The sequence below is a fragment of the Vibrio rhodolitus genome (genome assembly GCF_003350325.1).
Taxonomy (GTDB): Bacteria; Pseudomonadota; Gammaproteobacteria; order Enterobacterales; family Vibrionaceae; genus Vibrio; species Vibrio rhodolitus.
Genome location: NZ_QLYZ01000003.1, coordinates 193,771 through 217,410, shown reverse-complemented (window position 1 = coordinate 217,410; position 23,640 = coordinate 193,771). Strand labels below are relative to the sequence as shown.

Annotated in this window: 23 protein-coding genes; 16 read left to right on the top strand and 7 right to left on the bottom strand. The window is 45.3% G+C overall.

Annotated elements, in window-relative coordinates; translation table 11 throughout:
* Positions 1-2: 2 nt before the first annotated feature.
* On the bottom strand, positions 3-1,520 hold the full coding sequence (gene gadC / locus DPF93_RS04565; RefSeq protein WP_114765032.1) for a glutamine/gamma-aminobutyrate antiporter GadC: 1,518 nt from the start codon (positions 1,518-1,520) through the stop codon (positions 3-5).
* Positions 1,521-1,979: 459 nt separating this feature from the next.
* Between gadC and DPF93_RS04560 the strand changes: the two genes are divergently transcribed.
* Together DPF93_RS04560 and DPF93_RS04555 are read left to right on the top strand one after the other, a co-directional pair.
* Positions 1,980-2,582, top strand: coding sequence for a DedA family protein (locus DPF93_RS04560; RefSeq protein ID WP_114765031.1), 603 nt, complete (start codon positions 1,980-1,982; stop codon positions 2,580-2,582).
* Between the two features lie 285 nt (positions 2,583-2,867).
* The gene (locus DPF93_RS04555) at positions 2,868-4,616 is read left to right on the top strand and encodes an SgrR family transcriptional regulator (protein WP_114765030.1); all 1,749 of its coding nucleotides are present in this window, start codon (positions 2,868-2,870) and stop codon (positions 4,614-4,616) included.
* A gap of 103 nt (positions 4,617-4,719) precedes the next feature.
* On the opposite strand, the gene DPF93_RS04550 is transcribed toward DPF93_RS04555, so the two are convergent.
* Positions 4,720-5,427, bottom strand: a complete 708-nt coding sequence (locus DPF93_RS04550; RefSeq protein ID WP_114765029.1) for a lipoate--protein ligase family protein — start codon at positions 5,425-5,427, stop codon at positions 4,720-4,722.
* A gap of 202 nt (positions 5,428-5,629) precedes the next feature.
* Between DPF93_RS04550 and DPF93_RS04545 the strand changes: the two genes are divergently transcribed.
* From DPF93_RS04545 to DPF93_RS04495, 11 genes are all read left to right on the top strand, one after another.
* Positions 5,630-6,256, top strand: coding sequence for an HAD family hydrolase (locus DPF93_RS04545; protein ID WP_114765028.1), 627 nt, complete (start codon positions 5,630-5,632; stop codon positions 6,254-6,256).
* 131 nt (positions 6,257-6,387) lie between these two features.
* Entirely contained in the window at positions 6,388-6,909 is a 522-nt protein-coding gene (locus DPF93_RS04540; RefSeq protein WP_114765027.1) for a flavodoxin family protein, read from the top strand.
* Between the two features lie 18 nt (positions 6,910-6,927).
* A complete protein-coding gene (locus DPF93_RS04535) occupies positions 6,928-7,773 on the top strand; it encodes an NAD-dependent epimerase/dehydratase family protein (RefSeq protein WP_114765026.1) in 846 nt (281 codons plus the stop codon).
* A 6-nt stretch (positions 7,774-7,779) separates the two neighbouring features.
* Positions 7,780-8,589, top strand: a complete 810-nt coding sequence (locus tag DPF93_RS04530; protein ID WP_114765025.1) for an arylamine N-acetyltransferase family protein — start codon at positions 7,780-7,782, stop codon at positions 8,587-8,589.
* A gap of 177 nt (positions 8,590-8,766) precedes the next feature.
* The gene (locus DPF93_RS04525) at positions 8,767-9,090 is read left to right on the top strand and encodes a MazG nucleotide pyrophosphohydrolase domain-containing protein (RefSeq protein ID WP_114765024.1); all 324 of its coding nucleotides are present in this window, start codon (positions 8,767-8,769) and stop codon (positions 9,088-9,090) included.
* A gap of 17 nt (positions 9,091-9,107) precedes the next feature.
* Positions 9,108-9,458, top strand: a complete 351-nt coding sequence (locus tag DPF93_RS04520; protein ID WP_114765023.1) for a hypothetical protein — start codon at positions 9,108-9,110, stop codon at positions 9,456-9,458.
* Positions 9,459-9,465: 7 nt separating this feature from the next.
* Entirely contained in the window at positions 9,466-10,107 is a 642-nt protein-coding gene (locus DPF93_RS04515) for an HAD family hydrolase (RefSeq protein WP_114765022.1), read from the top strand.
* A gap of 46 nt (positions 10,108-10,153) precedes the next feature.
* Positions 10,154-10,471 carry a cupin domain-containing protein gene (locus DPF93_RS04510; RefSeq protein WP_114765021.1) on the top strand — a complete coding sequence of 106 codons (318 nt, stop codon included), beginning with the start codon at positions 10,154-10,156 and terminating at the stop codon, positions 10,469-10,471.
* 141 nt (positions 10,472-10,612) lie between these two features.
* The gene (locus DPF93_RS04505; RefSeq protein ID WP_114765020.1) at positions 10,613-11,422 is read left to right on the top strand and encodes a hypothetical protein; all 810 of its coding nucleotides are present in this window, start codon (positions 10,613-10,615) and stop codon (positions 11,420-11,422) included.
* 65 nt (positions 11,423-11,487) lie between these two features.
* Positions 11,488-11,841 (top strand): hypothetical protein, encoded by a 354-nt coding sequence (locus DPF93_RS04500; protein WP_114765019.1) that lies wholly within the window; start codon positions 11,488-11,490, stop codon positions 11,839-11,841.
* A gap of 259 nt (positions 11,842-12,100) precedes the next feature.
* Positions 12,101-13,240 carry an iron-containing alcohol dehydrogenase gene (locus tag DPF93_RS04495; protein WP_114765018.1) on the top strand — a complete coding sequence of 380 codons (1,140 nt, stop codon included), beginning with the start codon at positions 12,101-12,103 and terminating at the stop codon, positions 13,238-13,240.
* 111 nt (positions 13,241-13,351) lie between these two features.
* Here the strand turns inward: DPF93_RS04495 and DPF93_RS04490 are convergent, their stop codons facing one another.
* The 3 genes from DPF93_RS04490 to DPF93_RS04480 all read right to left on the bottom strand — a co-directional run bounded on the left by DPF93_RS04490 (position 13,352) and on the right by DPF93_RS04480 (position 16,265).
* Positions 13,352-13,978, bottom strand: coding sequence for a LysE family translocator (locus DPF93_RS04490; RefSeq protein ID WP_114765017.1), 627 nt, complete (start codon positions 13,976-13,978; stop codon positions 13,352-13,354).
* 189 nt (positions 13,979-14,167) lie between these two features.
* Complete coding sequence (locus tag DPF93_RS04485; protein ID WP_208638761.1) at positions 14,168-14,710, bottom strand: flavodoxin family protein; 543 nt, start codon at positions 14,708-14,710, stop codon at positions 14,168-14,170.
* Positions 14,711-14,873: 163 nt separating this feature from the next.
* Positions 14,874-16,265, bottom strand: a complete 1,392-nt coding sequence (locus tag DPF93_RS04480; protein ID WP_114765015.1) for an MATE family efflux transporter — start codon at positions 16,263-16,265, stop codon at positions 14,874-14,876.
* A 279-nt stretch (positions 16,266-16,544) separates the two neighbouring features.
* On the opposite strand from DPF93_RS04480, the gene DPF93_RS04475 reads away from it, so the two are divergent.
* Positions 16,545-17,291, top strand: coding sequence for a class I SAM-dependent DNA methyltransferase (locus DPF93_RS04475; RefSeq protein ID WP_208638766.1), 747 nt, complete (start codon positions 16,545-16,547; stop codon positions 17,289-17,291).
* 58 nt (positions 17,292-17,349) lie between these two features.
* On the opposite strand, the gene DPF93_RS04470 is transcribed toward DPF93_RS04475, so the two are convergent.
* Positions 17,350-20,355 carry an efflux RND transporter permease subunit gene (locus DPF93_RS04470; RefSeq protein ID WP_114765013.1) on the bottom strand — a complete coding sequence of 1,002 codons (3,006 nt, stop codon included), beginning with the start codon at positions 20,353-20,355 and terminating at the stop codon, positions 17,350-17,352.
* The gene (locus DPF93_RS04465) at positions 20,355-21,152 is read right to left on the bottom strand and encodes an efflux RND transporter periplasmic adaptor subunit (protein WP_114765012.1); all 798 of its coding nucleotides are present in this window, start codon (positions 21,150-21,152) and stop codon (positions 20,355-20,357) included. The genes DPF93_RS04470 and DPF93_RS04465 overlap by 1 nt, the downstream gene beginning before the upstream one ends.
* A gap of 322 nt (positions 21,153-21,474) precedes the next feature.
* Here DPF93_RS04465 and DPF93_RS04460 point away from each other — a divergent pair, with 322 nt between their 5' ends.
* Together DPF93_RS04460 and DPF93_RS04455 are read left to right on the top strand one after the other, a co-directional pair.
* Positions 21,475-22,173, top strand: a complete 699-nt coding sequence (locus DPF93_RS04460; protein ID WP_114765011.1) for a response regulator transcription factor — start codon at positions 21,475-21,477, stop codon at positions 22,171-22,173.
* 72 nt (positions 22,174-22,245) lie between these two features.
* Positions 22,246-23,496 carry a sensor histidine kinase gene (locus tag DPF93_RS04455; protein ID WP_114765010.1) on the top strand — a complete coding sequence of 417 codons (1,251 nt, stop codon included), beginning with the start codon at positions 22,246-22,248 and terminating at the stop codon, positions 23,494-23,496.
* Positions 23,497-23,640 lie beyond the last annotated feature (144 nt).

Genomic DNA, 23,640 nt, shown 5'->3' with positions numbered 1-23,640 from the left:
TATTAACGCAAAGTATGTGTAATTTTGTCTGAAGGGTTGATCACCCCAGGGTGTGTATCTTCAATTTCCCATGTGAATGGTGCGAAATCAGTCACCGCTGGATCTTTCCAGTGCGGTTTGCGCGCTTTGTAGATCGCAAACGGTACGGAAACAAACGCCACGGTTAGCACCAACAAAATACCTACGTAAGCTTGTGGACTACCAACGGCAATTTGGCTTGGTGGAATGAACGAGAACACAAAGGCAATCAATGAACCAATAAAGCCCAGCCCAGCAATCAGCCACATACCTGTGTTGCCACCAGGGATACGGTAAGGACGAGGGCGGTTAGGTTGGGTGTAGCGAAGATGAATTGCCGCGGCAAACATCAACAAGTACATGATGAGGTAAAGCACTACAGTTAGCTGACTAAGTATTTGATAAGCCGCTTGCACTGATGGCAGTACTACAAACACAGTGGAAATCATGGTCACCAATAGCGCTTGCGCCATCATGATATGTGTCGCCATACCGTGTTTATTGGTGTATTGCCAAAAGCGAGGTAAGTAACCGCCTTTTGCGACCACTAGCAGACCTGATGAAGGACCAGCAACCCAACCGACCACCATCGCTAGCACGCCAAGTGCAAGACAGGTTGCCATTATTGGCGATGCCCAGCTAATACCTGCCCAAGCGAACATTTCGTTGTAAGCCACAAGAAGGCTCTGGGTTAGGCTGATGTCTTGTTGTGGGATCACAAACGCGATCGCCAAGGTGCCCAAAACAAACACGCTGACAGTACCGATTGCGGCAATCATGATCGCAAGTGGGTAGTTACGCGAAGCATTGTCGACTTCTTTTACATGCAGCGCATTCATTTCCATACCCGCATAGAAAAGGAAAATACTGGCTGCGAGCACGACATTGTGGAAGTTAGAGAAATCTGGGATCACCTCGCTCCAAGAGAGCGCAATTTGTGGTGTTTGACCTGAGAAGAACAGATATGAAAAGCCCAACACAATTAAGATAATGCCAGGGATCACGGTACCAATTAACCCACCCCATTTGGCGACTTTGGCAAATGCCTCAGTGCCACGCAACGCGATAATGGTTGCCAGCCAGTAGATAGCCAGCACGATGCCAAGCACGAAGAATTTGTTTTGCGCCAGCGCTTGGTCCCAAGCTTGATCAGGACCCACAAAAGCCAGTGACACAGAACCAAAGGTTAAAGCGGTTGGGAACCAGACAGTCACCTCAATCCACAACATAAACATTGCCACTAAGGCGAGGCGTGGACCAAATGCTTCACCGACCCAGCGGAAGACACCGCCTTTTTCGGACCAACCAGTGGCGAGTTCTGCTGCAACAAGTGAAACCGGGATCAGAAAGACAACAGCAGCAAAGATATAATAGAAAATAGAACTTAAGCCATATTCCGCCTCTGCGGGTAAGCCTCTTAAACTGACGACAGCAACAATATTAAGCATTGCTAGAGCGAATACACTGATCCGCCCGTTAGGGTGTTTTTCGGTATTAGCCATATTAACCAACCTTATAATTACAGGGTAAAAATCAAGTGGGTTAGGTACTACGAGTGGGCGTATAACCGTCTAATTTTGGCGTGTTATATGGAGACAGGAGAAACCTAATGCGAGGAAAGTAACACTAGGATGACGGGCTGCATAGAATCTAAAAACAGCATTTAATGTTGCAAAACTGAGGCTTGTTTCAAATTGTAAATGGTGAGATTAGACGCATATTCGCTTTTGGCACGACTCCATGCTCATCGCCAGCGCTGACAATACCGACACAGTTAACACTGCACCACAGCTACAAAGTGCTAAGCAGAAAAAATGGCTATTCTTTAAACATAAATTACAGAGGAAAGTCAGTTTTTTATTGAGAGCTGCCAGTCAGATTGATTCAGCTTGCTAACAAGAGTAGTTATAGCGACCTCAAATCATGGCTGTGATAACACGCTAATACTGTCGGAGACTCACTTGGAACATATCAATCAATTACTCGACGCTATGTCGCCGCTACTCGATCAATATGGCTATCTGGCGTTAATTGTCAGTATCTTTCTTGAAGGTGTAGGCGTGCCTATGCCGGGTCAGTCGCTGATGATCGCAGCGTCAATCCTTGCTTCACGCGGCGTAATGAACCTGTATATGGTGATGTTAGTTTCTTGGCTTGCGTGTTTTATCGGTAACACTTGCGGTTACTTATTGGGGTATTACTTTGAAACTTGGCTGGATAAAAAAGGCTATATTTCCGGTGATAAATTTCACAAACTGCAAAACTACATTCAGAAATACGGCCCCGCCTGCTTGGTTGTTAGCCGCTTTATCGAAGGGCTCAAACAGTTTATGCCGCTGGCATGTGGCATTGCCAAAATGCCCAAGCACGAGTTTTTAATTGGCAATGCTATTGCATCTACAGTATGGGTGGTGGTGTTTAGCTTGCTGACCAACTTCGCCTTCGCCCATCTACATCAACTCGCCACCTTCTATACCAATCATCAAATCCTAGTCTGGTGTGCCGTCGCATTGCTGTTTACCGCGTTAGTAATGCTGATCTTACGTCGCCGTAAGCAGCAATAGTCTCTTAGTAATCTCGAACGTGCTTATTACACAAAAAAGCACAGAGAGCAGCAGCAGATAAACGTTCTGGGGGTACAGGAGCGGGCGACTATCTACTACTACTTTCTCTGCTCTCTTTATGGTGCTATTGTCCCTTACTATAGGGAAAAGAAATAGTGAGCAATTTAAATTACCCTGTTCCGTATTTAAGCCAATTTGCGATCTTGAAAAGCTTAAGTCAGTAAAAATGAGTTATTTCAGGAACAAGCGTGGGAAAATCTTGCTCCATTTAGAGAGAATTTCATCATGTCTGATTTAAATTTGCTGCGTTATTACACTCGTCTTACGCCACTTGGCGTTGACCAAGAGATTAAAGTCGCGCTGGCTGACGTAGCCAATACCTTATTTACCAGTACGCGTCATGCGCGCAACTTACTCGGTGATATGCATAAAGAGGGTTGGCTCAGTTGGGAGCCTAAAGTGGGTCGTAATCAACGTTCTAGTTTAAGACTTAACATCGACTTAAAAGATCTTAAATTGCAGTTGGCGACCAAACGAGTCGAACAAGGCAAATATGAAAAAGCCCTTTCAATTCTCGACAATGATGAGCGCGCTTTTGGCTTATTGCTGCAATCTACCTCTGGTGCCTCAATTCGTGAAGGTCGCTTGCATATCCAGCTCACCTACAAACGCCCGTTCGAAAAGCTCGTTCCTCATCAGTTGCATCGTTCTAGCGAGCGCTATCTAATTCGACAAATATACTGCTGCTTAGTCAGCAGCAACTTTGATGGTGAACTTCAACCGCAACTCGCCCATCACTGGCAACATGATGAACAAGCGCTTGAGTGGACGTTTTACCTGCGACCTGCCCTCACCTTCCACAACGGTGCGCCAATTAACGCGCAAAGTGTCGCTGACTTATTTAATCGTCTGGTTGAGTTGGATCACTACCACCCCGATCTTTCCCATCTTGAAAGCGTCACAGCGCCAATGGATCATAAAGTGGTGTTTCGATTATCGCAGCCCGACCAAGGCTTTGGTGGACTACTCTCCGGTATAAAGTTCTCGATTCAACCCCTTGCTCAAGTAGAGCAAAGCCACCAAGGTCCGGTGGTGGGCAGTGGTGTATTTGAAGTGATTGAGCACTCCAATACTAAGCTATGTTTACAAGCTTTCGAGCAATATTACGCTTGCCGCGCATTAACGGATTTGGTCACTATCTGGCAGCTTGATGAACAAGAGCTGAAGCAGAAAAAGCTAGAAAATGAGCAGGCAAATGACCCCAGCAGCCAACCGTGTCATTACTACCTGACCTCAGAACACGATACCACTTCCGATTCGGTTCAGCACACGCGCATTGAAGATGGCTGCATGTTTTTACTGTTTAACCAGCGCAGTAGCAACGCCCTTTCTAATGATCAGCAATGTTATCTTTCAAGTTTAATTACCCCTGAAAGCACTCATCAGCAATTGGAAAACTCGCGTAATACCTTTGGTAGTGAACACGCCTATAACCTGCTGCCGCAATGGCACAAGGTGATTCGCCCTATTGCGGAATCTGTATCCCTCCCTAAGACGCTATCTATTGCCGTATATGATTATCATGCGCTGGTAAATTGCGCCTACGCCATTGCTGAACAATTGGCAAAACTGGATATTGATGTCGCTGTCAATGTGTACTCATTTCGAGAGCTCAACCACTTATCTGAAAGCCACCAGCTCAAAGAAGAGCTGATTGTGCACAACATTAACCTTGATGATAACCGCCATGCCTCGGCGTTTAGTAGCCTGTTTCACAACCCCATTTTGCAAGCCAGTATTGGCGATCGAGCGCAAAAATGGCTGTGTGAATCGCTCAAGCATCTGCGTCAAGAAACGCCGCTAGAAAACTACTTGTTGGCACTTGAGCCGATTGCTTCATCCTTGATCAATCAGTATCTACTCCTGCCAATCTTCCACCATCGGCAAACATTGCGTTTCCACGGAGTACTTAAAGACGTCGCCCTAACCAACTGGGGCTGGCCAGATATCCGTAACGTTTGGTCGGCAGACTAGCTCTGCCTGCAGATCTAACCCACTTATCAAACTGGAAAAGCTAAAGAAAGCCCCGCACGTCGCTTCTGCTCAGCACCTCTACAGGTGCTGATGTTATGACGGATTATCTTGGAGAGAAACGCAAAAATGCATCGGTCAACATTTGAAACAGCGTATCAACACTTGGCTTTTGTTGGATATGGTCGAATAAACTGGTATGCACCTTTGCTTCAATTTGAGCAGGATGCTGGCAGATTTGATTACAGGTAATGACGGGCTCGACAAGTTTACTCACGTCCGCATCAATAATGATGCACGCTTGAGAAAGCACCACACGACCACCGCCTTTTTTAAGTAAAACGCGCTGCGCCGTACCAACGATTTTTTGCCCGCCAATATTCAGGTTGTAGTCACCATCGCAGTAGGAGTTCGGCGTAGCATGCACTTCAACCTGCATGCCCAACGCCTTAAAAAACTCTATCAATACATTGCATAGCTGCAGATACGCCGCTTTGATGTCGTACGGCTTCTCTTCAGGTAAAGAGTAGATATGAGAAAGATTAATGATCCCCGGCAACTGCGGTACTGGCGCACCACCGGTTTTGCGCGCAGTAAGCTGCCAGCCTTGATTGGCGAGCGCGTCATTGAGCCTATCGCTCTCTGGCCATTTCTTACCGGAAGGCAAAACTAAGGTTGGTGTTTTGGCTTGCCAGAGCAGTAAAACCTGATCCAACCGCTCTTCTTTCACCTGCTCGATTAACTGGTGTTCTTTTTCAAACAGAGCATGCGCATCAATCGCCGCATAACGGATTATTTTATTCTTATTTGCCATTTTGCATCCTGTGAAATTATCAGCTTATTCGACAGAGAAAATTAGACCTACTTACAAATTCGCTCACAAATCATTATATACAGCTACACCGCTTAGCACTAAACTTATGAAAGAAAAGTAATTTGCATGATAAGAAAGTGTTAGAATTAAAAACTAATACCAAGCGCGTAAACCCGTCTAAATTGTTTTTTGGGAGAACAGGATGTCATCAAAGAGCATTAAAAACGTTATTTTTGATTTAGGTAACGTCATCGTACGTTGGTCACCCGTCGAAATCGTTCGCCTCACTTTTGGCGATTCACCAAGAGTAACCGCACTGACCAAACAAATTTTCCAATCACAGATCTGGCAAGCCGCCAATCGCGGTGAGCTCAGTGAAACCGAAGTGCAAAGTGCTTTAATGAAAGAGTTTGGTCTTTCAGCGCTACAAGCCGAAAAGCTGTGCTATTACGTCAAGCAAACGCAATTGATCCTGTTTGGATCGGTTGAGTTGGTTAAGCAAGTTAAAGATGCCGGTTATAACGTCTATGCGCTCTCTGATAACGTGCATGAGATTGTTGCTTATCTAAAACAACAATACGACTTCTGGCAGCTGTTTGATGGCGTCGTGATCTCTGCCGATGTCGGTTGTCTCAAACCAAGCCCTGATATTTATCACGCGCTACTAGAACAATACCAACTTGAGGCAGCAGAGTGCCTATTTATCGATGATATGCCATACAATGTCGAAGGTGCGCAAGCTGTTGGTATGTCGGCACTGCAATTTGAGAGTGCAGAGCAATGCATACAAGACCTAACACGTCTTGGCGTGCTAAATGACGAAGAATGATCGAGCAGAAGGCGTTTAATTTCGAGCAAGTTCACAGCTTAATCGCAATGTTTATAAAATAGGGCTTTACCTCAAGTTGGGTTGAGGTTTTACAGTTGCAACCAATGTTAACTCCCATCAAGGATGACTTTATGAAAACATTGGTTTTATTCTCCAGTGCCGATCACCAAGGCAATACGGCTAAGGTGATCGAGCGCGTAGCGTCACTGGCAACGCTTGAGGTTGTCAATATCGATAAATTAACCATCACTGGCTATAACTACGCCAATCAATACCCCGAAGATGACTTCTACCCCTTGGTTGAAAAGATGTTAGCAGCCGACAATATTGTGCTCGCTTCTCCCAATTACTGGCATGCCCCAACCGCACCGATGAAAGCTCTGATTGACCGAATCACTGAGCTAACCGATGTCGATGCACTCAAACCAAAGGGGCGCGCATTAGCCGGAAAAAATGGCTTGGTGCTGACCAGTTCCGCCGTCAGTGAAATCTGTCCGATTTACGATCAAATCTTTGCCCGCTTCTTTGAGTATTTCGATATGCCTTATGCTGGCAAATTGCATGCAGATTGTAGTGATGGCATCAAAATCGATCAGCAGCAATTGCAAGATTTTCTTCACATACTCAACCGCCAGTCTGCCGTTGTCAGCTAGTAGGGAGAGGTGATCAGAATGAAAGTATTGATAGCAGGTTCTTCCGGCTACGTCGGTCGCCACGTCACACGTTTTTTCATCAGCATGGGCGCAGCGGTCTACCGCTTCCAGCATAACTTCCACACCAAGCCACATGGGGACAACTGGCTACAAGGTAAAGATGAGCAGCATGCGCATAGCTTTGATGTCGTGATCAATTGTGCGCGTCCACATTGGTCTAAATACACCGCAGAACAAATCGTGATTGTGGAGCAAAAACTGCTATCAACACTCGATCAGTTTGCCAAACCCAACGCAATCAAACTGCATACTTCCGGAATTTGGCTATTTGGCAACGCTACGCCCGCACAGCTACAACGTGGGGACTTAGCGCCGATTGCAATGGTCGCACTGGATAAAATGACCATTGAAAAAGCCCTCGCTAACCACTGGCAAGTGGTTTACTTACCCAGCTTGGTCTATGGTGGCGAACACTGTCAGCTAGAGCGAATTATTGCCGAGAAGAAGACGTCGGGGTTTCACGTAGCACTGCCAAGTACTGGGCTCAATAGCTATGTGCATGTTGAAGATATCGCTGAATTTTACTTCCAGCTTGCGATGCAATCAGAATCCCAACCATTCTATTTTATTGCCGAGCCACAGATGTACAGCCCGTTTGAGTTTGCCGAACTGCTGCAACAATTTGGCAGGATCAAGCGCATCAATAAGATCTCTTGGCTCGACTTTGAAGTGGCATTTGGCAAAGATGCACTCGCGATTGAAAAGCTGCATTTAGCCATCGTCCCTGACGCAAAATTTAAACCACGCCATTGCTTAATGCACCACCTAAGCACACACTCATTAACCGCAGAACACAGTCAATAAACTACTATGAACTCATCTATTCAACACTACTTATCACACCTTGCTATCCCGCCGGATTTAGACGGCTTAGCACGCGTCAATTACATGGTCAAAAAGCACTTAAGCTTATTTGCTTTTAGCAGTACCAATGTCGTACTCGAGCGGGATTTGCCACTGGATATTGACGCGATTGTTGAGCGCTTAGTGGAGCGCAAGCAAGGTGGTTATTGCTTTGAACACAACAAGCTTATGCAATTCGCGCTAGAACATCTTGGCTATCAAGTGCGCCCAATCCTCGCCCGCGTGTTACTTAACGGTAACGAATATAACCGCCGCTCGCATCGCTTTACTTTGCTCACTTGGCAAGGGAAAAACTATATCGTCGATGTCGGTTTCGGTATTGGTTCACCTCAAGAAGCTATGGTATTAGAAAGCCGTGATTATCACTGGCAAGATTCTCATGTACGCCTGCGAGCGATTGAAGGACAAGATTATCGCGTTGAGAAAATGGAGGACGACGGCATCGTTACTTTTTACCGTTTTGACTTAAGCGAAGCCACCGAAGATGATTGTGAAGCCAGTCATTACTACACCCATAAGTTTCCCCAGAGCAACTTTGTTAACAACCTAGTGATCTCAAAAATTCATGCCAACAAGCGACAACTTGTGAGACGTTTAGAAGTGTTTGAATACGATGATCTCAATGGCAGTGAAACGTCAACTGCGATTACCTCAGCAGAGCAAATGCATCAGGTAATTAGCCAGCAGCTAGAACTCAATTTTAGCCTGCAAGATGCTAAACAAGTCTTTGAACATCAATTGCAAAGAGCGGAATAGGCGGGATGCGGGATGCGGGATGCGGGATGCGGGAAATTGTGAATACACTGTAATTTCTTGCTAGTCGATTTATACCTATTCTCGCAAAGGCATAACTTAACTTCCCGATTAATTGGCAATATAACGCGGGGCTGGTTACTCTGGCTGAATGTGTTCATCATAGATTTGGGAAACCTAATGCCAGAGCTAAAACCCGCGCCAACTTTGCCTGACTTTCAAGATTACGTTGCGCAACTTGAAGTAGAGCGTCACTTTGCTGATCAGCCCGTACTAGAGAAATGCCTATTGCTTGGTGAAGAAATGGGCGAGCTATTTAAAGCGGTTCGCAAAACACAAGGGATAGCACTCGATCCGCAGTCAAAAGTCGGCGAAGTTAGCGATGAGCTTGCCGATATTTTTATTTACCTTTGCTCTATCGCCAATCGCTATGAGATCGATTTAGAGCAAGCTTTTCTCGCCAAAGAAAAGAAAAACAAACTGCGCAATTGGCAACAATATTAGATGATTAAGGACTCGTGATGTGGCAAACAATAAAGTTCACCGTACTGAGTAACATCGTGGTTGTGGCACTGATTGCGCTGCTTGAGACAACCACCGGAGTGCTTGGTATTCGCTTTATCTCCGATTATGCGTTTTATACCGCAATGATCTTATGGGGGATCGGCGGGTTGCTTTACCTTTACCCACCAGAACGTGGCGTATCCTCCAGAGACAAAGCAGAAGTTGTTGCGTCATCAATGGTAGATAGCACACAAGCCGATGCCATTGATGATATGCGCCAAGATGAAAACACCCAGTTATTCATCAAGTTTTTTGTCGCCGGTTGCCTACCAATGCTACTCTGCGTGCTTGCCAACTCTCTCACTTAATCATGCCATGAATTTAGCCTTGTTTGACTTTGACGGAACCATTACCAACCAAGATGCGTTCACTGAGTTTCTATTTTTTGCCACGCCAAAGGCACGAACGCTGGCAGGTTTGATGGTTACATCACCCGTAATCGCACTATACAAACTGGGAATTCTGCCAGCACGCTATACGCGCCCGGTGCTGGCAAAAGTGGCGTTTTGCCACCGTACCGTTGAGGAAGTGAATGCACTCGGTGCTCGGTTTGTGAGTGAGTATTTACCTAGCGTAATAAGACCTGAAGCACTGGTCGCCCTTAAGTGGCACCAAAGCCAAGGTGACAAAATCTATCTTGTTTCAGCGTCACTTAGCCCTTATCTCGATATCTGGTGTCAGCAACATGGCATCGAGGTGGTATGTAGCCGTTTGGCTGAAAAGCACAAACGCTACACAGGCGGCTATTTAGATGGCGACTGTAGCCTTGATAACAAAGTACGTTTACTGAAAAAACGTCTTACTGCTGAGCAACTTTGCCTTACCCAGTTTGACAAAATCTACGCCTATGGCGATACCTATGAAGATATTCCAATGTTAGAACTTGCCGACGAAAAGTTCTTCAATTGGCAGAAAGTCACTGACACGCAGCAAATACGAGAGCAGCTCGCCAAGTAGATGGCTGAGAGAGTGACCAACACATCGAGCAAACCAATGAGGCGCTATGAACAACCTATTTTCCCATATTCCGCCATTTCTTGAGAACGAGCTGTTTAGTGATATTGTCACCTCTGAGCAGGTGCGCATTGAGCGTATCGTCTCTTATGGACAAAGCTCGCCAGAACAAGGTTGGTACGATCAAGATGAACATGAGTGGGTGATGGTGTTAACTGGCTTTGGCATCGTTGAATATGACACAGGTGAGATTTTCGAACTTAAGCAAGGCGACTACCTAGCCATTCCAGCCCAGCAAAAACATCGTGTTAAAGCCACATCAGAAAAAGAGCCAACCGTCTGGCTTGCGGTATTTTACCCCGCCTAAACAGTAAGTTAATTGCTCAATTTTACTTGGACAAATTTCAACCTGCATCGCATAAATCACCCGCTTGGTTGTGACTAACAACCCGATTCGCCACACTCAACGCATCTTTGTATTTCGCATTAGAATGATTTGAGGTGTTGTATGATGCGTGGGCTAGTCGTTATCTCCAGCTTAGTTGTGGTTGCTATGGTCATGGTGTTGACCAAACCAAGTGATGAAGGTTTGGAACTCGCACAGTGCGATATCACCCCCATCATTGATACCGAAGTCAGCTTTATTGTCGATAAAGAAGTGCTCAACAAACACGATGAAGCCTCGGTGAGAGACTTTCTCGCCAAGTCGATTCAGCACTCCAACCTGATTTTGAGTAATTCGTGCATCCCAACCACACGTTCACTGGGAGAAATAACCTACATCGAGCTTGATAAAAGCAACATCAGCGATATTTACACTCTACACAAGCAGCTCGAAATCCAAATGGGTATCGACGATTTAGACCAATCCTACCCTGCAGCCAACCAATTCTATGGCTTTGTCTTTACTCGACAAACGGCTGACTATATTGGCTATGCGGGTGAGGCAGAAGTGAACTTAAGCCGCAAATTCTTCGCCATGACGTTCAACAATGGTTTGCATCTAGTCGAACACGAAATCGGGCACCTTTCATGGGCACAACACAAAGAAGGTCACCCGCATAATCTTGGCGTCTGGCTAGAATCAACCATCTTGCCTGAATTTCATCACCTACTAAAACCGTATGCGCGCGGTTATAAATGCGGGACTGCCGGCACAATTATGAGCTATGAAGAGATCAGGCTACCAATATACTCAAGCCCAAATATCTTTAACCAAGGAAAAGCGTGTGGCGATCCTGAAACAGCAGACAACGCAAGAGCAATGACCGAGCACGCCTACCGAATCGCGCAAGCGATGGCAAAAGAAGCCAGCTAGCAATGGTGCTGGGTGACAAGATTTAGACGGGTTGGATACCGATAAACCACCAAGGAAGGACAGCTATGGAACAGCTACAACAGCAACTTGATCAAGCAGGGATCAAACACCGAGAAGTGACTCGATACTCAACCCGCGTGCTATTAGGAACATTTACCAACAACGTAACGGTTATCTACGATATAGAAAAAGGCAGTTACCGAATAAAGACTAACTGGTTGCTGCTGACCATCGTTTACTCAATCTTGGTGTTTAACTGTGTGCACAGTTATCTCTATTCTGGGCTGTTTCTATCTGCCGCGTTAGCGATCATGGCGATGTTAGGGTTTGTTTCAGTATGGATAACCGAAGTGCGCGCACTGCCTGTTAAACAGGTGATAAGCCAGCTCAATCAGTCGCTAATCTCTGCAGACAACTAAGCCAAATTCTGGCTGTGATATGACACTAAAATCAAAAGCACAATGCTTGACCGAGCATTAATAACAAGCTGATTTGTATAAGTTTAATCCTATTTTTGCAATCAATTTTCGATCATTTTGATAAGCGACTCCTAAATTTTTAAATCAAAATAAGTCGCCTAAAAACTCCGATACCCGACATGATGCGGATCAATTTCGCTATCGCTTTCGCGGTTAATATTCCCTCAGTTTGTTTTAAAATTAGACTGAAGGAAAAAACATGAACATGTTTAAAATCCCGGAGAGTATTTACTTTGGCGAAAATGCCATGGACGCTCTCAAAACCCTACAAGGTCGCAAAGCCATTATCGTCACTGGCGGTAGCTCAATAAAGAAGTTTGGCTTTATCGCCCAAACGCAGGCGCTCCTTGGCGAAGCTGGTATCGACTCATTAGTTTTTGACGGTGTTGAACCTAACCCATCGGTACAAACCGTGGTAAAAGGCGCGCAAGCGATGCGTGAGTTCGAACCAGATTGGATCATCGCCATTGGTGGCGGCTCTGCACTGGATGCAGCAAAAATCATGTGGTGTTTCTATGAGCATCCGCAATTGGGGTTTGAAGATATTATCCCAGTAGGTTCAATGCCTGCGCTGCGCAACAAAGCCAAATTCGTCGCGATTCCATCAACCAGCGGCACTGCTTCTGAAATTACGGCATTCTCTGTAATTACCGACCTAGAAAATCACATCAAATACCCTATTGTTTCATCGCATATCGTGCCTGACGTAGCGATTGTTGACCCTGCCCTACCCGCTAAAATGCCACCGCACATTACCGCTAATACTGGCATGGATGTGATGGCGCATGCGCTTGAAGCGTTTGTCTCAACGGTTGCCAACGACTACTCCGATCCATTGGCGATGCGCGCGGTAAAACTGGTGTTGGAAAACATTGAAACAGCCTACAAGCAAGGTGATGACATGACTGCGCGTGACAACATGCACAACGCATCAACCCTAGCGGGTATGGCGTTCTCCAATGTTTCGCTTGGTTTGGTACACTCACTGGCGCACAAAATCGGTGGTGAGTTTGGCGTAACCCACGGTTTAGCCAACGCGATCTTGATGCCTTACATCATTGAATATAACAAGCAATCAACCAACAAATACGCTGAGATTGAGCGCTACCTCGGTATTGAGGCGATTGAACATGAGCTGCGTGCGCTGAACGCAAAACTAGATATTCCACTGACGTTTAAAGAAGTAACTGAAGTAGAAATCACTGAAGAGGCATTTTTAGCTGTGCTGGATCGCATGAGCCAAAACGCCTTCGATGATCCGTGCACTCTAACCAACCCAGGCACGCCAAACCCAGCAGATGTGAAAGAAATTTACCGCCGCGCTTATTTTGGCGAATAGTTTCTTGAACACTTCATTTCTTACCAAACTTCCCTTACTCACTACCTAGGTAGTGATGTTTGCCCCGCTCCGCGGGGCTTTTTTTCATTCGTGCGGCAATGCTCTGATTGATCATTTTTGGCGCATCAAAGCTACAGCTAAACCAGAGCCAATAAAGGTTAGTCCGCCACCAACATTAAGTGCTGAGACCACGCGTGGCTTTTGCTTTAGCCAGTTTGCCAATTGAGAAGAAAAGACGCCCATCAGGCTAAACCCTACCGCTGTGAGCAGTGCGAACCACACCCCATAGCCGACCATTTGCACGGTTACTGAACCAAGCTGAGGGTTAACAAACTGAGGAATAAACGCAAGAACGAATAACCCGGGCTTAGGGTTTAAAGCAGCAGAAAGAAAACCCGTGGTATATATCGTTTTAAGTGATTGTGGCTCGGCTTGTTCAAGGTTAAACAAGCTTTTTGAGCGCAGCACTTTTACCCCAAGCCAAATTAAATATGCAGCACCGACAGACTTGACCACATAAAAGGCGACTTCAGAGGTTTGAATCAACAGCGTTAAGCCAAATGTGGCAGCAAAGACGTGAAACAAAATACCGCTACCAGACGAACATCCCGACACCCAAGCAGCCAACTTACCTTGGCTCAACCCGCGAGCAATCGCCAAAAGATTATCCGGTCCTGGAGAGATCACCAGCAGTAAACAGGCTAAGGTATAAGGAATAAAAATATCCAATGGAAACATAATGACTCCCTGTCGTTAATATGAAATAACTCTAATAACCCTACCTGATCCGTGGCAGTGAATACGAGTCATTATTGACCAAATTTTCCACTATCTAGCACACAATCTGTGTCACTTTTCCAAATCCAACCAAAGAAAAACCCACCAAAGGTGGGTTTCAGTTACTAGAGCATTCGCGCGGGTACCAATCTATTTGGCGAATGAAGCAACTCGCTGACCAAACAACCGCGCGGTTTCTAGATCACCCTTACATGGCGCTTCCTCTGGCGAAGCATCTGCGGGGCTTTGTGCCAACAAGCCAGAAAATGCCCCGAGATAATTTACATCATCGCGCTGAGCCGCTTTTGTATTAGCCGGCATAAGACCGGTACCAATCCAGACCATGCCATGCTGCATAGCGAGTGTCATTAGGTAAGAGATGGTCACACCTTTGTCACCATTCATTGATGCGGAATTAGTAAAACCTGCCGCAAACTTATCTTTCCAGTCCATGCTAAACCAACGCTTACTCGACGCATCAGCAAACTTTTTAAACTGCCACGATACCATACCCATATAGGTTGGAGAGCCAAACACAATTGCACTAGCATTGTCCAATTGCTGCCATTGCTCTTCTGTAAGCTCGCCATTTTCATCGATTTTGACTAATACTGCATTGGCACCTTCAGCCACTGCGTGTGCTTGTTTTTCGGTATGCCCATAACCACTGTGGTAAACGACTGCAACTGACATGATCTTCCTCCAATCTGAACGGGGTCAAATTAGAGTGTAGACGGGTTTGTGCCCCTCACAAGATAAGCCGATTCGCAACCTAATAATTAATGCTGATAAACAAAAAGCGCGTTACCCACTTAAAGTAACGCGCTTTTCTCTAATTAGTTGAATGTGCTATCGACTAGCTCGCAGCAACACCACTAGCTGGCATTGCGTCACGGCGCTTAATCACAAAACGTAGACGCAATAGCATCAGAATTGCGGCAACCGTTAAGCCTGTCAAAATACCAACCCAGAAGCCCTTCTCGCCCATTGCTGGCACAACGTAGTCTGTTAAGCCGAGCACAACCCCCATTGGTAGTGCCAAGCCCCAGTATGAGGCAATCGCCAAAAACATCGGGATCTTAGTGTCTTTGTAACCACGTAGTGCGCCGTTGGCAGAGGTTTGCAGCGCATCACTAAATTGATACATCGCAGTAAACACTAGCAAAGTCGCAGCCGTCGCACTGATAGCAGGATCGGTGGTGTACAGACGAATAATCCACTCAGGGAACAGCAAAAATACTGCAACAGAAATCAGTGAGACTAAAGCGGCAACCAAAATACCGATTTTGCTGCGCTCAACTGCACTTAGTTCATCACGCTCACCTAAGGAGTGTCCAACGCGAATGGTAATACCAAACGAGATACTCATCGGAATCACATAAGTTAAGCTTGAGATGTTTAGCGCGATCTGCGCCGCCGCCACGTTCTCAGCGCCAATGCGACCAATCAACAGTGCAATTACCGCAAAAATACTGCCACATACCGCAATGTTCATACCAATCGGCAAGCCTAGCTTGAGCAGGTTGAACATCTCTTTAGCGCGTGGTTTAACATCAGAAAACGAGATGATTTTCTTGTAGTGATGATGACCGCGAATATATGAATAAAGCAAACCTGACATTACCCAGTAGACCAAACTGGTTGCCCAGCCACAGCCCACAGCTCCCATTTCAGGGAAGCCCAATTTGCCGTAGATCAGCACATAGTTAACTGGGATGTTAAGCAGTAAACCAATCACCGAGATAACCATTGGCACTTTGGTGTTGTTCATCCCTTCACAGAAGCCGTTTAAGGTATAAAACAGCGCAATACCAGGCACGCCAAACGCCAGCGCAAAGGCGTAATCGCTCGCAATAGGAATGATTTCAGAGGCAACGCCAATCCATTCTAGGATGGGTTTAGCGCTGACCAAATAGCCAATCAGCAGCACACTCGAAAGCAGTGCCAGCCAAACCATTTGGAAGAATTCAACGGAGATGCTCGAAAAATCACGCGCACCACGGTGATAAGCCACCACAGGAGTTAGCGCCATGATCACGCCGCGAAGCAATAGCAAAACTGGGATCCAAAGGCTACCGCCAAGAGCTATCGCAGCAAGATCAGCAGGGCTGACTTGACCCGCCATAGTGGTATCAACAAACCCCATCGCTTGAGTAGCAATTTGCGTCAAAATGATAGGAATAGACAGATGCATCAAAGCACCCGATTCACGAGTAAAACGAGAAAAAGGACTAAGTGTCGTTTGCATGGATGTTCACAAACACCAATATAAATGCACCAGTGATGGCAGGATAGCGAGTGTGCATTTTAGGGTGTGCCCGTTAGGCGGCGATAATATAAACAGCTATCCAAAAACGGTCAAGCGTCACGTTTCACGATAAAAGCAACTCACTTCATGATGGTCAAACGATTGCTTGAGTAAGGCGATATTGACAACAAGAAATAGTTATTTTTTGCTTCGTAATTAAGCAATGTTGATATAGGATGCGCAGCCCAATTATTTACGAGCATGACAACTGTGGGAATCATTCCTTCAAACGCCCTCTACACCGACCTTTCTGGTTACTACGATTTAATGTGTGCCGACATCGACTACAAAGCGCAAAGTCACTATGTGAACCGTCTACACCAACTGTTTGGTAATGAAGGAAAAAGACACTTAGATTTGGCTTGTGGAACAGGTCCGCATATTCGTCACTTGATTGACTTTGGTTACCAAAGCAGCGGTCTTGATCTAAACCAGCCAATGCTCGAACTTGCAAAGCTGCGCTGTCCTGAAGCTGAATTTATTTTGCACAATATGTGTGAATTTACCGTCGAGCAGCCACTGGATCTGATCACCTGTTTTCTTTACTCGATTCACTACAGTGACGGTATCGAGAACTTGAAAAAATGCATCGCCGCTGCGCATGCGGCACTGGCGCCAGGTGGTATGTTCTGCTTTAACTCTGTCAACCGCAACAAGATTGATAACCGCTCTTTTGTTCGCCATAGCGCGCAACATGAAGGTAGTGAGTTTACTTTTAGCTCTGGCTGGAAATACAGCGGCGAAGGTGAGCAGCAGTTCCTCACTCTGAGCATCGAAAAGCACTCTGAAGATGAAAAGCAGTTATGGAATGACGAACACCCAATGGTGGCCGTGAACTACGAAGAGTTAAGCGCACTGCTTGAGCCATACTTTGAAGTGCATATCTTCGAGCATGACTACGAAAAGATCCTGCCTTGGGATGGTCAATCAGGTAACGCATTTTTCGCATGCGTAAAGCGCAGCTAAACCCAACCCGTAAAGTTGCGATAAAAAAGCCCGCCGAAAGGCGGGCTGGTCAACACGATCAATCGAGATTGGTTCTAGAAAAACCCAGGGCATAGAGCGCAGGAATAACCAGTAACACAACAGGCAATGAAAATAGCAAACCATAACCAAGTGTTAATGACATTGGTCCCATAAATACATCGGTTCCTCCTAAACCATAAGCCAAAGGCAATAAACCCACTACGGTGGTGATTGATGTCATCACAATTGGACGTAGTCGACTCACAGCCGCTTCGGCTATCGCAACATGAATATGCGTGCCAATGCTTCTCAACTCGTTAATGCGATTAATTAACACTAACGAATTGTTGACGACTACCCCCGTCATACCAAGTACACCGATCAAACCAAATAAAGACAAAGGCTGCATGTGAATCACTAAAGCCATCAATGAAGCCATAACAGCAAACGGAATCACCACCATCACCAGTAGCGGCTGCACTAGCGAGTTGAACATCACCGCTAAAACAAAATAGATGGCAATCATCGCGGCTGGAAACACCACCATAAAACCGCTCATCGTCTCATTAGTGCTTTCTGCTTCACCACCCACATCAATAGTGACAGAAGAGGAATAGTGTCCAGCTAAATCGCGAAGCAACTCATTAGAAAGCGTGACAGGGCTGATACTGTCATCTGATAGAGAAGCCGAAACGGTCACCTCTCGTTCGCCATTGTAGTGCTTAATCAGACGTGGAATTTCTATCTGTTCGATTGTCGCAACTCGGCTTAATGGTACCTGTTGACCATCAGCTGTGTATATTTTGGTACTGCTGAGTCTATCGATATCACGATACTGCTCGTCTAAAACCACACGAATATCAACTTCTTGATCGCCCAACCACGTTGATGTCACGCTGGTACCATCAAAACTGGTGCGCAAGGCATCGGATAAATCAGCAACGGTAAGATTGTATTTTGCTAACCAATGATATTGCGGAACAACATTTAACTGCGGATCTTTCAGAGACCCACTGTGATTAACGTTAATCACTCCTGGATAATCATCTAGCCACGACATTACTGATTCAACCGCGTGGTCGCGCTCAGCTTCAGTACCACCGAGCACTCTAATTTCAACCGGCTCTCCGGGAGGTGGACCACCAGCATCAATAGAAAACTTGATGAAAATATCTTCTGACCATTCACCTATGTTCTGGTTCAGTGATGCGATGATTTGCTCCGCAGAACGTTCGCGCTGATCGTAATTTGTTAAGGTCAAAATCCCACCAGAAACTGGAGAGCCATACTCCATCTGATAACTGACCAGTTCTGACTCTGGCAATGATGCGATTGCTTGTTCTATCTTACGGTGAGCTTCACGCACCTTATTTAGTGGTGTACCCGCTTTAACTTCGGTATACACATCAATGTATTTGCCTGCTTCGGTTGGAAAAATATCCAACTTCAACTGATAAACAAATAGACCAGACACAACACACAGCGCTATCGCGATAGAAATCACCGTTTTTCTATATCTTAAACAACGCTCAAGCAGTAATGCATAGCGCTTAGATAACCATTGAAACTTATCTTCTTGCTCTTTTTTCTGCTCTAATTCTTTTGCGGTAGAGAGGTGGGCAGGCAGCGTTAACGTACATTCAATAAATGAGAACAGCAGCGCCGCGATGACCGTCACCGGAATAACCGCCACCACTTTCCCCATCGTGCCCGGAATAAATAACATTGGGATAAAGACAAGTGCTGTCGTCACCAAACTGGCAATCAGCGGTTTAATCACTTTTAGCGTCCCTGAAACTGCAGCTTCAACGCCTTTTTTCCCAGCTTCTTTCTCTTGAAATATACTCTCTGCGATGATTACTGAGTCATCAACAATAATACCAATGACCAGCAATAGAGCCGCTAACGTAATGCTGTCTAGATTTAAGCCAAAAATGGGCAAAATGATCATCACACCGAACACGCAAAACGGTATGGAAACAGATACCCAAAAAGCCACTCTACGTTGCAATATCAAGCTTAATACTAGCAATACCAGCACCAGACCAATGGCACCATTTGTTGCCACAATTGAGAACTTGTCACTCATATCTTGACCAAGATCGAGCCCAGTAGCAAAAACAAACTGATCACCAACTCGTGCCGCTTCTTGGTCGAGTAACGCTTGAATATTGGCGATAGTCGCTACGACATCAGCACTGCTTGAAATTGAGAACGTAATTGCTGGTTTACCATTCATGACTGGCATTTCAGTCGCGCGTGCGAACGTATCAACCACTTCAGCCACATCAGAAACACGTATGATCTGACCAGAATCAAGTGCCTTAATTACAATACTGGCAATATCCTCGCTTAACGCTACCTTGGTCATGGTGACAATTTTTTGCTCTTGACTCCAAGACTCTACAACACCGCCCGATTGAGACAAATTATGTTGCTCTATCGCTTTGCTCACATCAGCAAACGTGACTTGATAACGACGTGCTTTTTGCGGATCTCCCTTTACCCAAAACTCACGTTCATTAAAACCAGCTAAAGTAATGGTTCCTACTCCACCCAAGCTATTGATTTTCTTTTCCAACTGATAAGCATAATTCTGCAGTGAAGACTCATCAAAATTGCTGTCTGATAAACTGACGCCAAAACGGTAAACATCAAGCAGCGAGGTTTTTTCTTGAGTAACCACTGGTGGCGCATCAATGTCTTTCGGCAAATTCCCTACACGGTCGACGGCTTGTTGGATATCACGAAGTACAACTGTTGCGTCTTCACCCGGCAAATATTCCACTTCAATCAATGAACGACCTTCAGAAGATTGCGAAGCAAAATAAGCAATACCATCAACTGAACGCAATTCTTTTTCTAACGGATTAGTAATGTTCAGCTCGATATCTTGCGCGGTTGCTCCAGGATATGAAGTTTCGATGGTGGCAGTATCCATCGTAACTTCAGGATACTCTTGCAACTTAAGTTGTGTTAAGGACATGGTGCCGGTAAATAGCACCATGACAGTGATCACTCGCGCGAGGAACTGACGATTAGCAAAGTAAGCTAAAAAACGCATTATTTCGCCTCACTCATTTTAAGCTTGTCTAAATTCAGCAATGAAATGTCGGTGGAGACATAGACCGACATCCCCGGTTTAAACAAAGCGCCATGATTTTCAATTTCCACCAATATTGGATAAGTCTGCGATTGGCTGTGCATTTCAACACCAATACGCTGAACTTGAGCTTCGAGCTTTAAATCTGGGTTACTTTCCGACCACACAACCACCGGTTGCTGTACTGAAAATTCATCAAGATCATATTCACTCGCCATAAAAGATAAGGTGACTTTGTCAATATTCGTGATTTCGTAAAGCAGTTCTCCTTCATTGACCCAAGCGCCAATTTGCGTTGGCTTATTGGTGATGTATCCCGAAAGTTTTGCTTGCACTTGGGTATCAGCCAAATCTTGTAAACACTGCTGATATTCAATTTTCGCAACATCGACGGATGCTTTGGCACTTAAAAATGCCGCTCTTGCGCTATCTAGCTCCCCGACCGATAAGCTATTTTTCTGACTCAATGCCTGATAACGCTGATAAGTCGCTTTACGCAAGGTCAGATCCGCCTCTGCCAGCGCCACATTGGCTTTGGCTTTATCAACACTAAACTGAAAGTCGTTGGACTTAATCTGGGCAAGAACTTGATCTTGTTGTACCTGATCGCCTACCTCTAAGTTGGCAATTTCTACAACGCCGCTGACTTCAGCCACGACACTGTGCCTATTTAATCCCTGTACATGTCCGATAAGGTCTGTTGCTTGAACTGTAGTGACAGTTAACAGGCTTGCGAGCGCGATAATTGTCTTATTCATTGTTGTACTCCACATTTAGATAGCGACATTGTGGAGACCAATTTGTCGAATTAAAGTCGAAGCCGGATGACAACGTTAGCTAAGCCGCTCCTTTCGAATTAATTGATATCAAGTCAAGATGTTGATAAAAACCAAGCACACACCGATCCATTCGACATAAATTCGACAAAAAAATCATTACAATTTGTCTAGATACCTCGGTATCGAAACGACAGCTTTGTTATTTCAAATCAAAAGTCATTTCGAATAAAAGACAACGCAAAGTAACAACGATGCTGAGTCAAACAAACGCTAATAGAAATGGGCGTATTAGGATCCAAAAATGCTGAAACAAAGCCGAATTTTAGTGGTAGAAGACAACATTGAACTGCAAGGCACGATTGCTGATTTTCTTGAAATAAAAGAAGCAGTCACCGACTTTGCCACCGATGGAGAGCAAGGGTTTAATCTCGCGAGCCAACATGAGTTTGATGTCATCATCTTGGATGTCATGCTTCCCAAGTTAGATGGCATGCAAGTTGCCAAAAAACTGCGCCAAAATGGTATTACTACCCCTATTCTAATGTTAACCGCTTTAAACGGTCAGCAAGACTTACTCAACAGCTTTGACTCTGGCGCCGATGATTTTGTGACCAAACCTTTTCAATTTCTCGAATTAGAAGCTCGATTGAGTGCTTTAATCAAAAGAAACAAAGGGCTAGTTGCCAAAAAAACGCTCCAGTATGGTCAAATCATCATTGATGAGAAAACCCACACCGCAACAAGAGATGGAAAAGCGCTCAACCTTTCTCCGATTCTGTTTCAGATTCTCCGAGCCCTCGTGATAGCACAAGGTGAAATCGTCTCGCGAGATAATATGATTTACCTGCTCTGGGGGGATGAAGTCCCAGACAAAGACGTTTTACGCAGCCATATTTACCTACTTCGCAATGTGCTGGATAAGCCATTTGAATTTTCAATGTTAAAAACGGTACCTAAGTATGGTTTTCAATTGGTGTTACCCACCCAACAATCGACGTAGACACGAGTTAGCACAATCATGATACTTTTCTCTAAGCTAGGAAACTCCATTGAGGATGTCAGAATCCGTGCGATGCGCACTTTTGCCTTGATCGCATTGGTTTCCTCATTTTTCGTCTTTTTCGCTTTCTCGATTCGACTCGTTTGGCAAGAAGAAGCACAAATGGAGGAGCACTTAAAATCGTTCAAGGGCGTCGCTGAAGAGTTCTACAAACTTTCACCAAAGACCAGTTTGGCTTTGTCGGAGCACGTCACCGTCTATTACGGTGAAGCTGATTTTACCGATCAATTACAGAGAATCAGCCCCATCCCTGTCGATAGCGTCAATCGTCTACGTTACGAATTCAAAATCAGCGATGATCAATTATTGCACGCAGGCATTGTCGCCTATCATTTTGATTTTGAATATCAAGGTGAAACCATTCCTACGTACATTACTATAAGTTCTTTTAATATGGACTTGTGGGACGATAGTTGGTTTGGGTTAATGCTCATCTCCACGCTACTGATGATCTTTCTAATCGTGGTATTACGCTTCACCCTCAAACGCGTGGTCGACCAAATCATGTCACCAATTTCAGAATTGAGTAGCCAACTGCGCAATCATCAATCCGAACAGTTTGTGATTCCGCCACACTCCGTCGATGAACTCACTCAGCTCACCGCGCACCTCAATAGCTATTCCAAGATGAAAGACCGCTTAGCCAAGCAAGAGTTGATGTTTGCCAAGTACGCCAGTCATGAACTGAAAACACCAATCGCCATTATCTTGAGTGCCGCAGAGTTACAAGCGATGAAACCTCAAGATAGTGAGTTTCAAGCAAAGCAGCGTGAGCGTATTTTGAACTCGACCAAGGGAATGAGAAATACCGTCGAAGCGCTGCTTAATATCGTCAAGCAAGAGAATGCCTCCACCGAAAAATCATTAACACCGATTGTTTCCTCTTCCATCGATCTAGAAAAATACCAAGCGATGGTTGCCGAGGGTGTAACCCTAAGTTTGGAAGTCGCCCCAAACACTCAGTTGAATATGCCTATGACATTGGTCGAAATGGTACTGAAAAACTATGTTGAAAACGCAATTCGCTTTACCTCATCGGGAGAGATTCACGTAAAAATAACGTCTGATGAGATTTCTGTTACTGATACGGGCAGCGGATTGACTGAGCAAGGTAAAACAGAACATGGTCTGGGACTGATCATTGTTGAGCGCATCGGGAAAAGCTACGGTTGGAGCTCGACACTTGAGAACCGAAGTGACAACAGCGATAAACCCAATCGCAGTGGTTGCATTGCACGATTACAAAAAAACACCGTAACCTGACAGAAAGACAACGCATAAAAAAGCCCGCCGAAATGGCGGGCTGGTCAAACCGTATTAAACACAACGGTGAATATGATACTTTCCAACGATGTTAATAATCAGCAAGTGACGCTAATTAAATTGAATAGTAGCGGTTTAATACTT

Coding starts and splice junctions, on each gene's coding strand:
- DPF93_RS04530 (WP_114765025.1), top strand. CDS start 7,780: ATGAACTCATCTATTCAACACTACTTATCACACCTTGCTATCCCGCCG.
- DPF93_RS04485 (WP_208638761.1), bottom strand. CDS start 14,710: ATGTCAGTTGCAGTCGTTTACCACAGTGGTTATGGGCATACCGAAAAA.
- DPF93_RS04495 (WP_114765018.1), top strand. CDS start 12,101: ATGAACATGTTTAAAATCCCGGAGAGTATTTACTTTGGCGAAAATGCC.
- DPF93_RS04550 (WP_114765029.1), bottom strand. CDS start 5,427: ATGGCAAATAAGAATAAAATAATCCGTTATGCGGCGATTGATGCGCAT.
- DPF93_RS04465 (WP_114765012.1), bottom strand. CDS start 21,152: ATGAATAAGACAATTATCGCGCTCGCAAGCCTGTTAACTGTCACTACA.
- DPF93_RS04480 (WP_114765015.1), bottom strand. CDS start 16,265: ATGCAAACGACACTTAGTCCTTTTTCTCGTTTTACTCGTGAATCGGGT.
- gadC (WP_114765032.1), bottom strand. CDS start 1,520: ATGGCTAATACCGAAAAACACCCTAACGGGCGGATCAGTGTATTCGCT.
- DPF93_RS04525 (WP_114765024.1), top strand. CDS start 8,767: ATGCCAGAGCTAAAACCCGCGCCAACTTTGCCTGACTTTCAAGATTAC.
- DPF93_RS04540 (WP_114765027.1), top strand. CDS start 6,388: ATGAAAACATTGGTTTTATTCTCCAGTGCCGATCACCAAGGCAATACG.
- DPF93_RS04470 (WP_114765013.1), bottom strand. CDS start 20,355: ATGCGTTTTTTAGCTTACTTTGCTAATCGTCAGTTCCTCGCGCGAGTG.
- DPF93_RS04535 (WP_114765026.1), top strand. CDS start 6,928: ATGAAAGTATTGATAGCAGGTTCTTCCGGCTACGTCGGTCGCCACGTC.
- DPF93_RS04505 (WP_114765020.1), top strand. CDS start 10,613: ATGATGCGTGGGCTAGTCGTTATCTCCAGCTTAGTTGTGGTTGCTATG.
- DPF93_RS04500 (WP_114765019.1), top strand. CDS start 11,488: ATGGAACAGCTACAACAGCAACTTGATCAAGCAGGGATCAAACACCGA.
- DPF93_RS04520 (WP_114765023.1), top strand. CDS start 9,108: ATGTGGCAAACAATAAAGTTCACCGTACTGAGTAACATCGTGGTTGTG.
- DPF93_RS04555 (WP_114765030.1), top strand. CDS start 2,868: ATGTCTGATTTAAATTTGCTGCGTTATTACACTCGTCTTACGCCACTT.
- DPF93_RS04455 (WP_114765010.1), top strand. CDS start 22,246: ATGCGCACTTTTGCCTTGATCGCATTGGTTTCCTCATTTTTCGTCTTT.
- DPF93_RS04490 (WP_114765017.1), bottom strand. CDS start 13,978: ATGTTTCCATTGGATATTTTTATTCCTTATACCTTAGCCTGTTTACTG.
- DPF93_RS04545 (WP_114765028.1), top strand. CDS start 5,630: ATGTCATCAAAGAGCATTAAAAACGTTATTTTTGATTTAGGTAACGTC.
- DPF93_RS04460 (WP_114765011.1), top strand. CDS start 21,475: ATGCTGAAACAAAGCCGAATTTTAGTGGTAGAAGACAACATTGAACTG.
- DPF93_RS04515 (WP_114765022.1), top strand. CDS start 9,466: ATGAATTTAGCCTTGTTTGACTTTGACGGAACCATTACCAACCAAGAT.
- DPF93_RS04510 (WP_114765021.1), top strand. CDS start 10,154: ATGAACAACCTATTTTCCCATATTCCGCCATTTCTTGAGAACGAGCTG.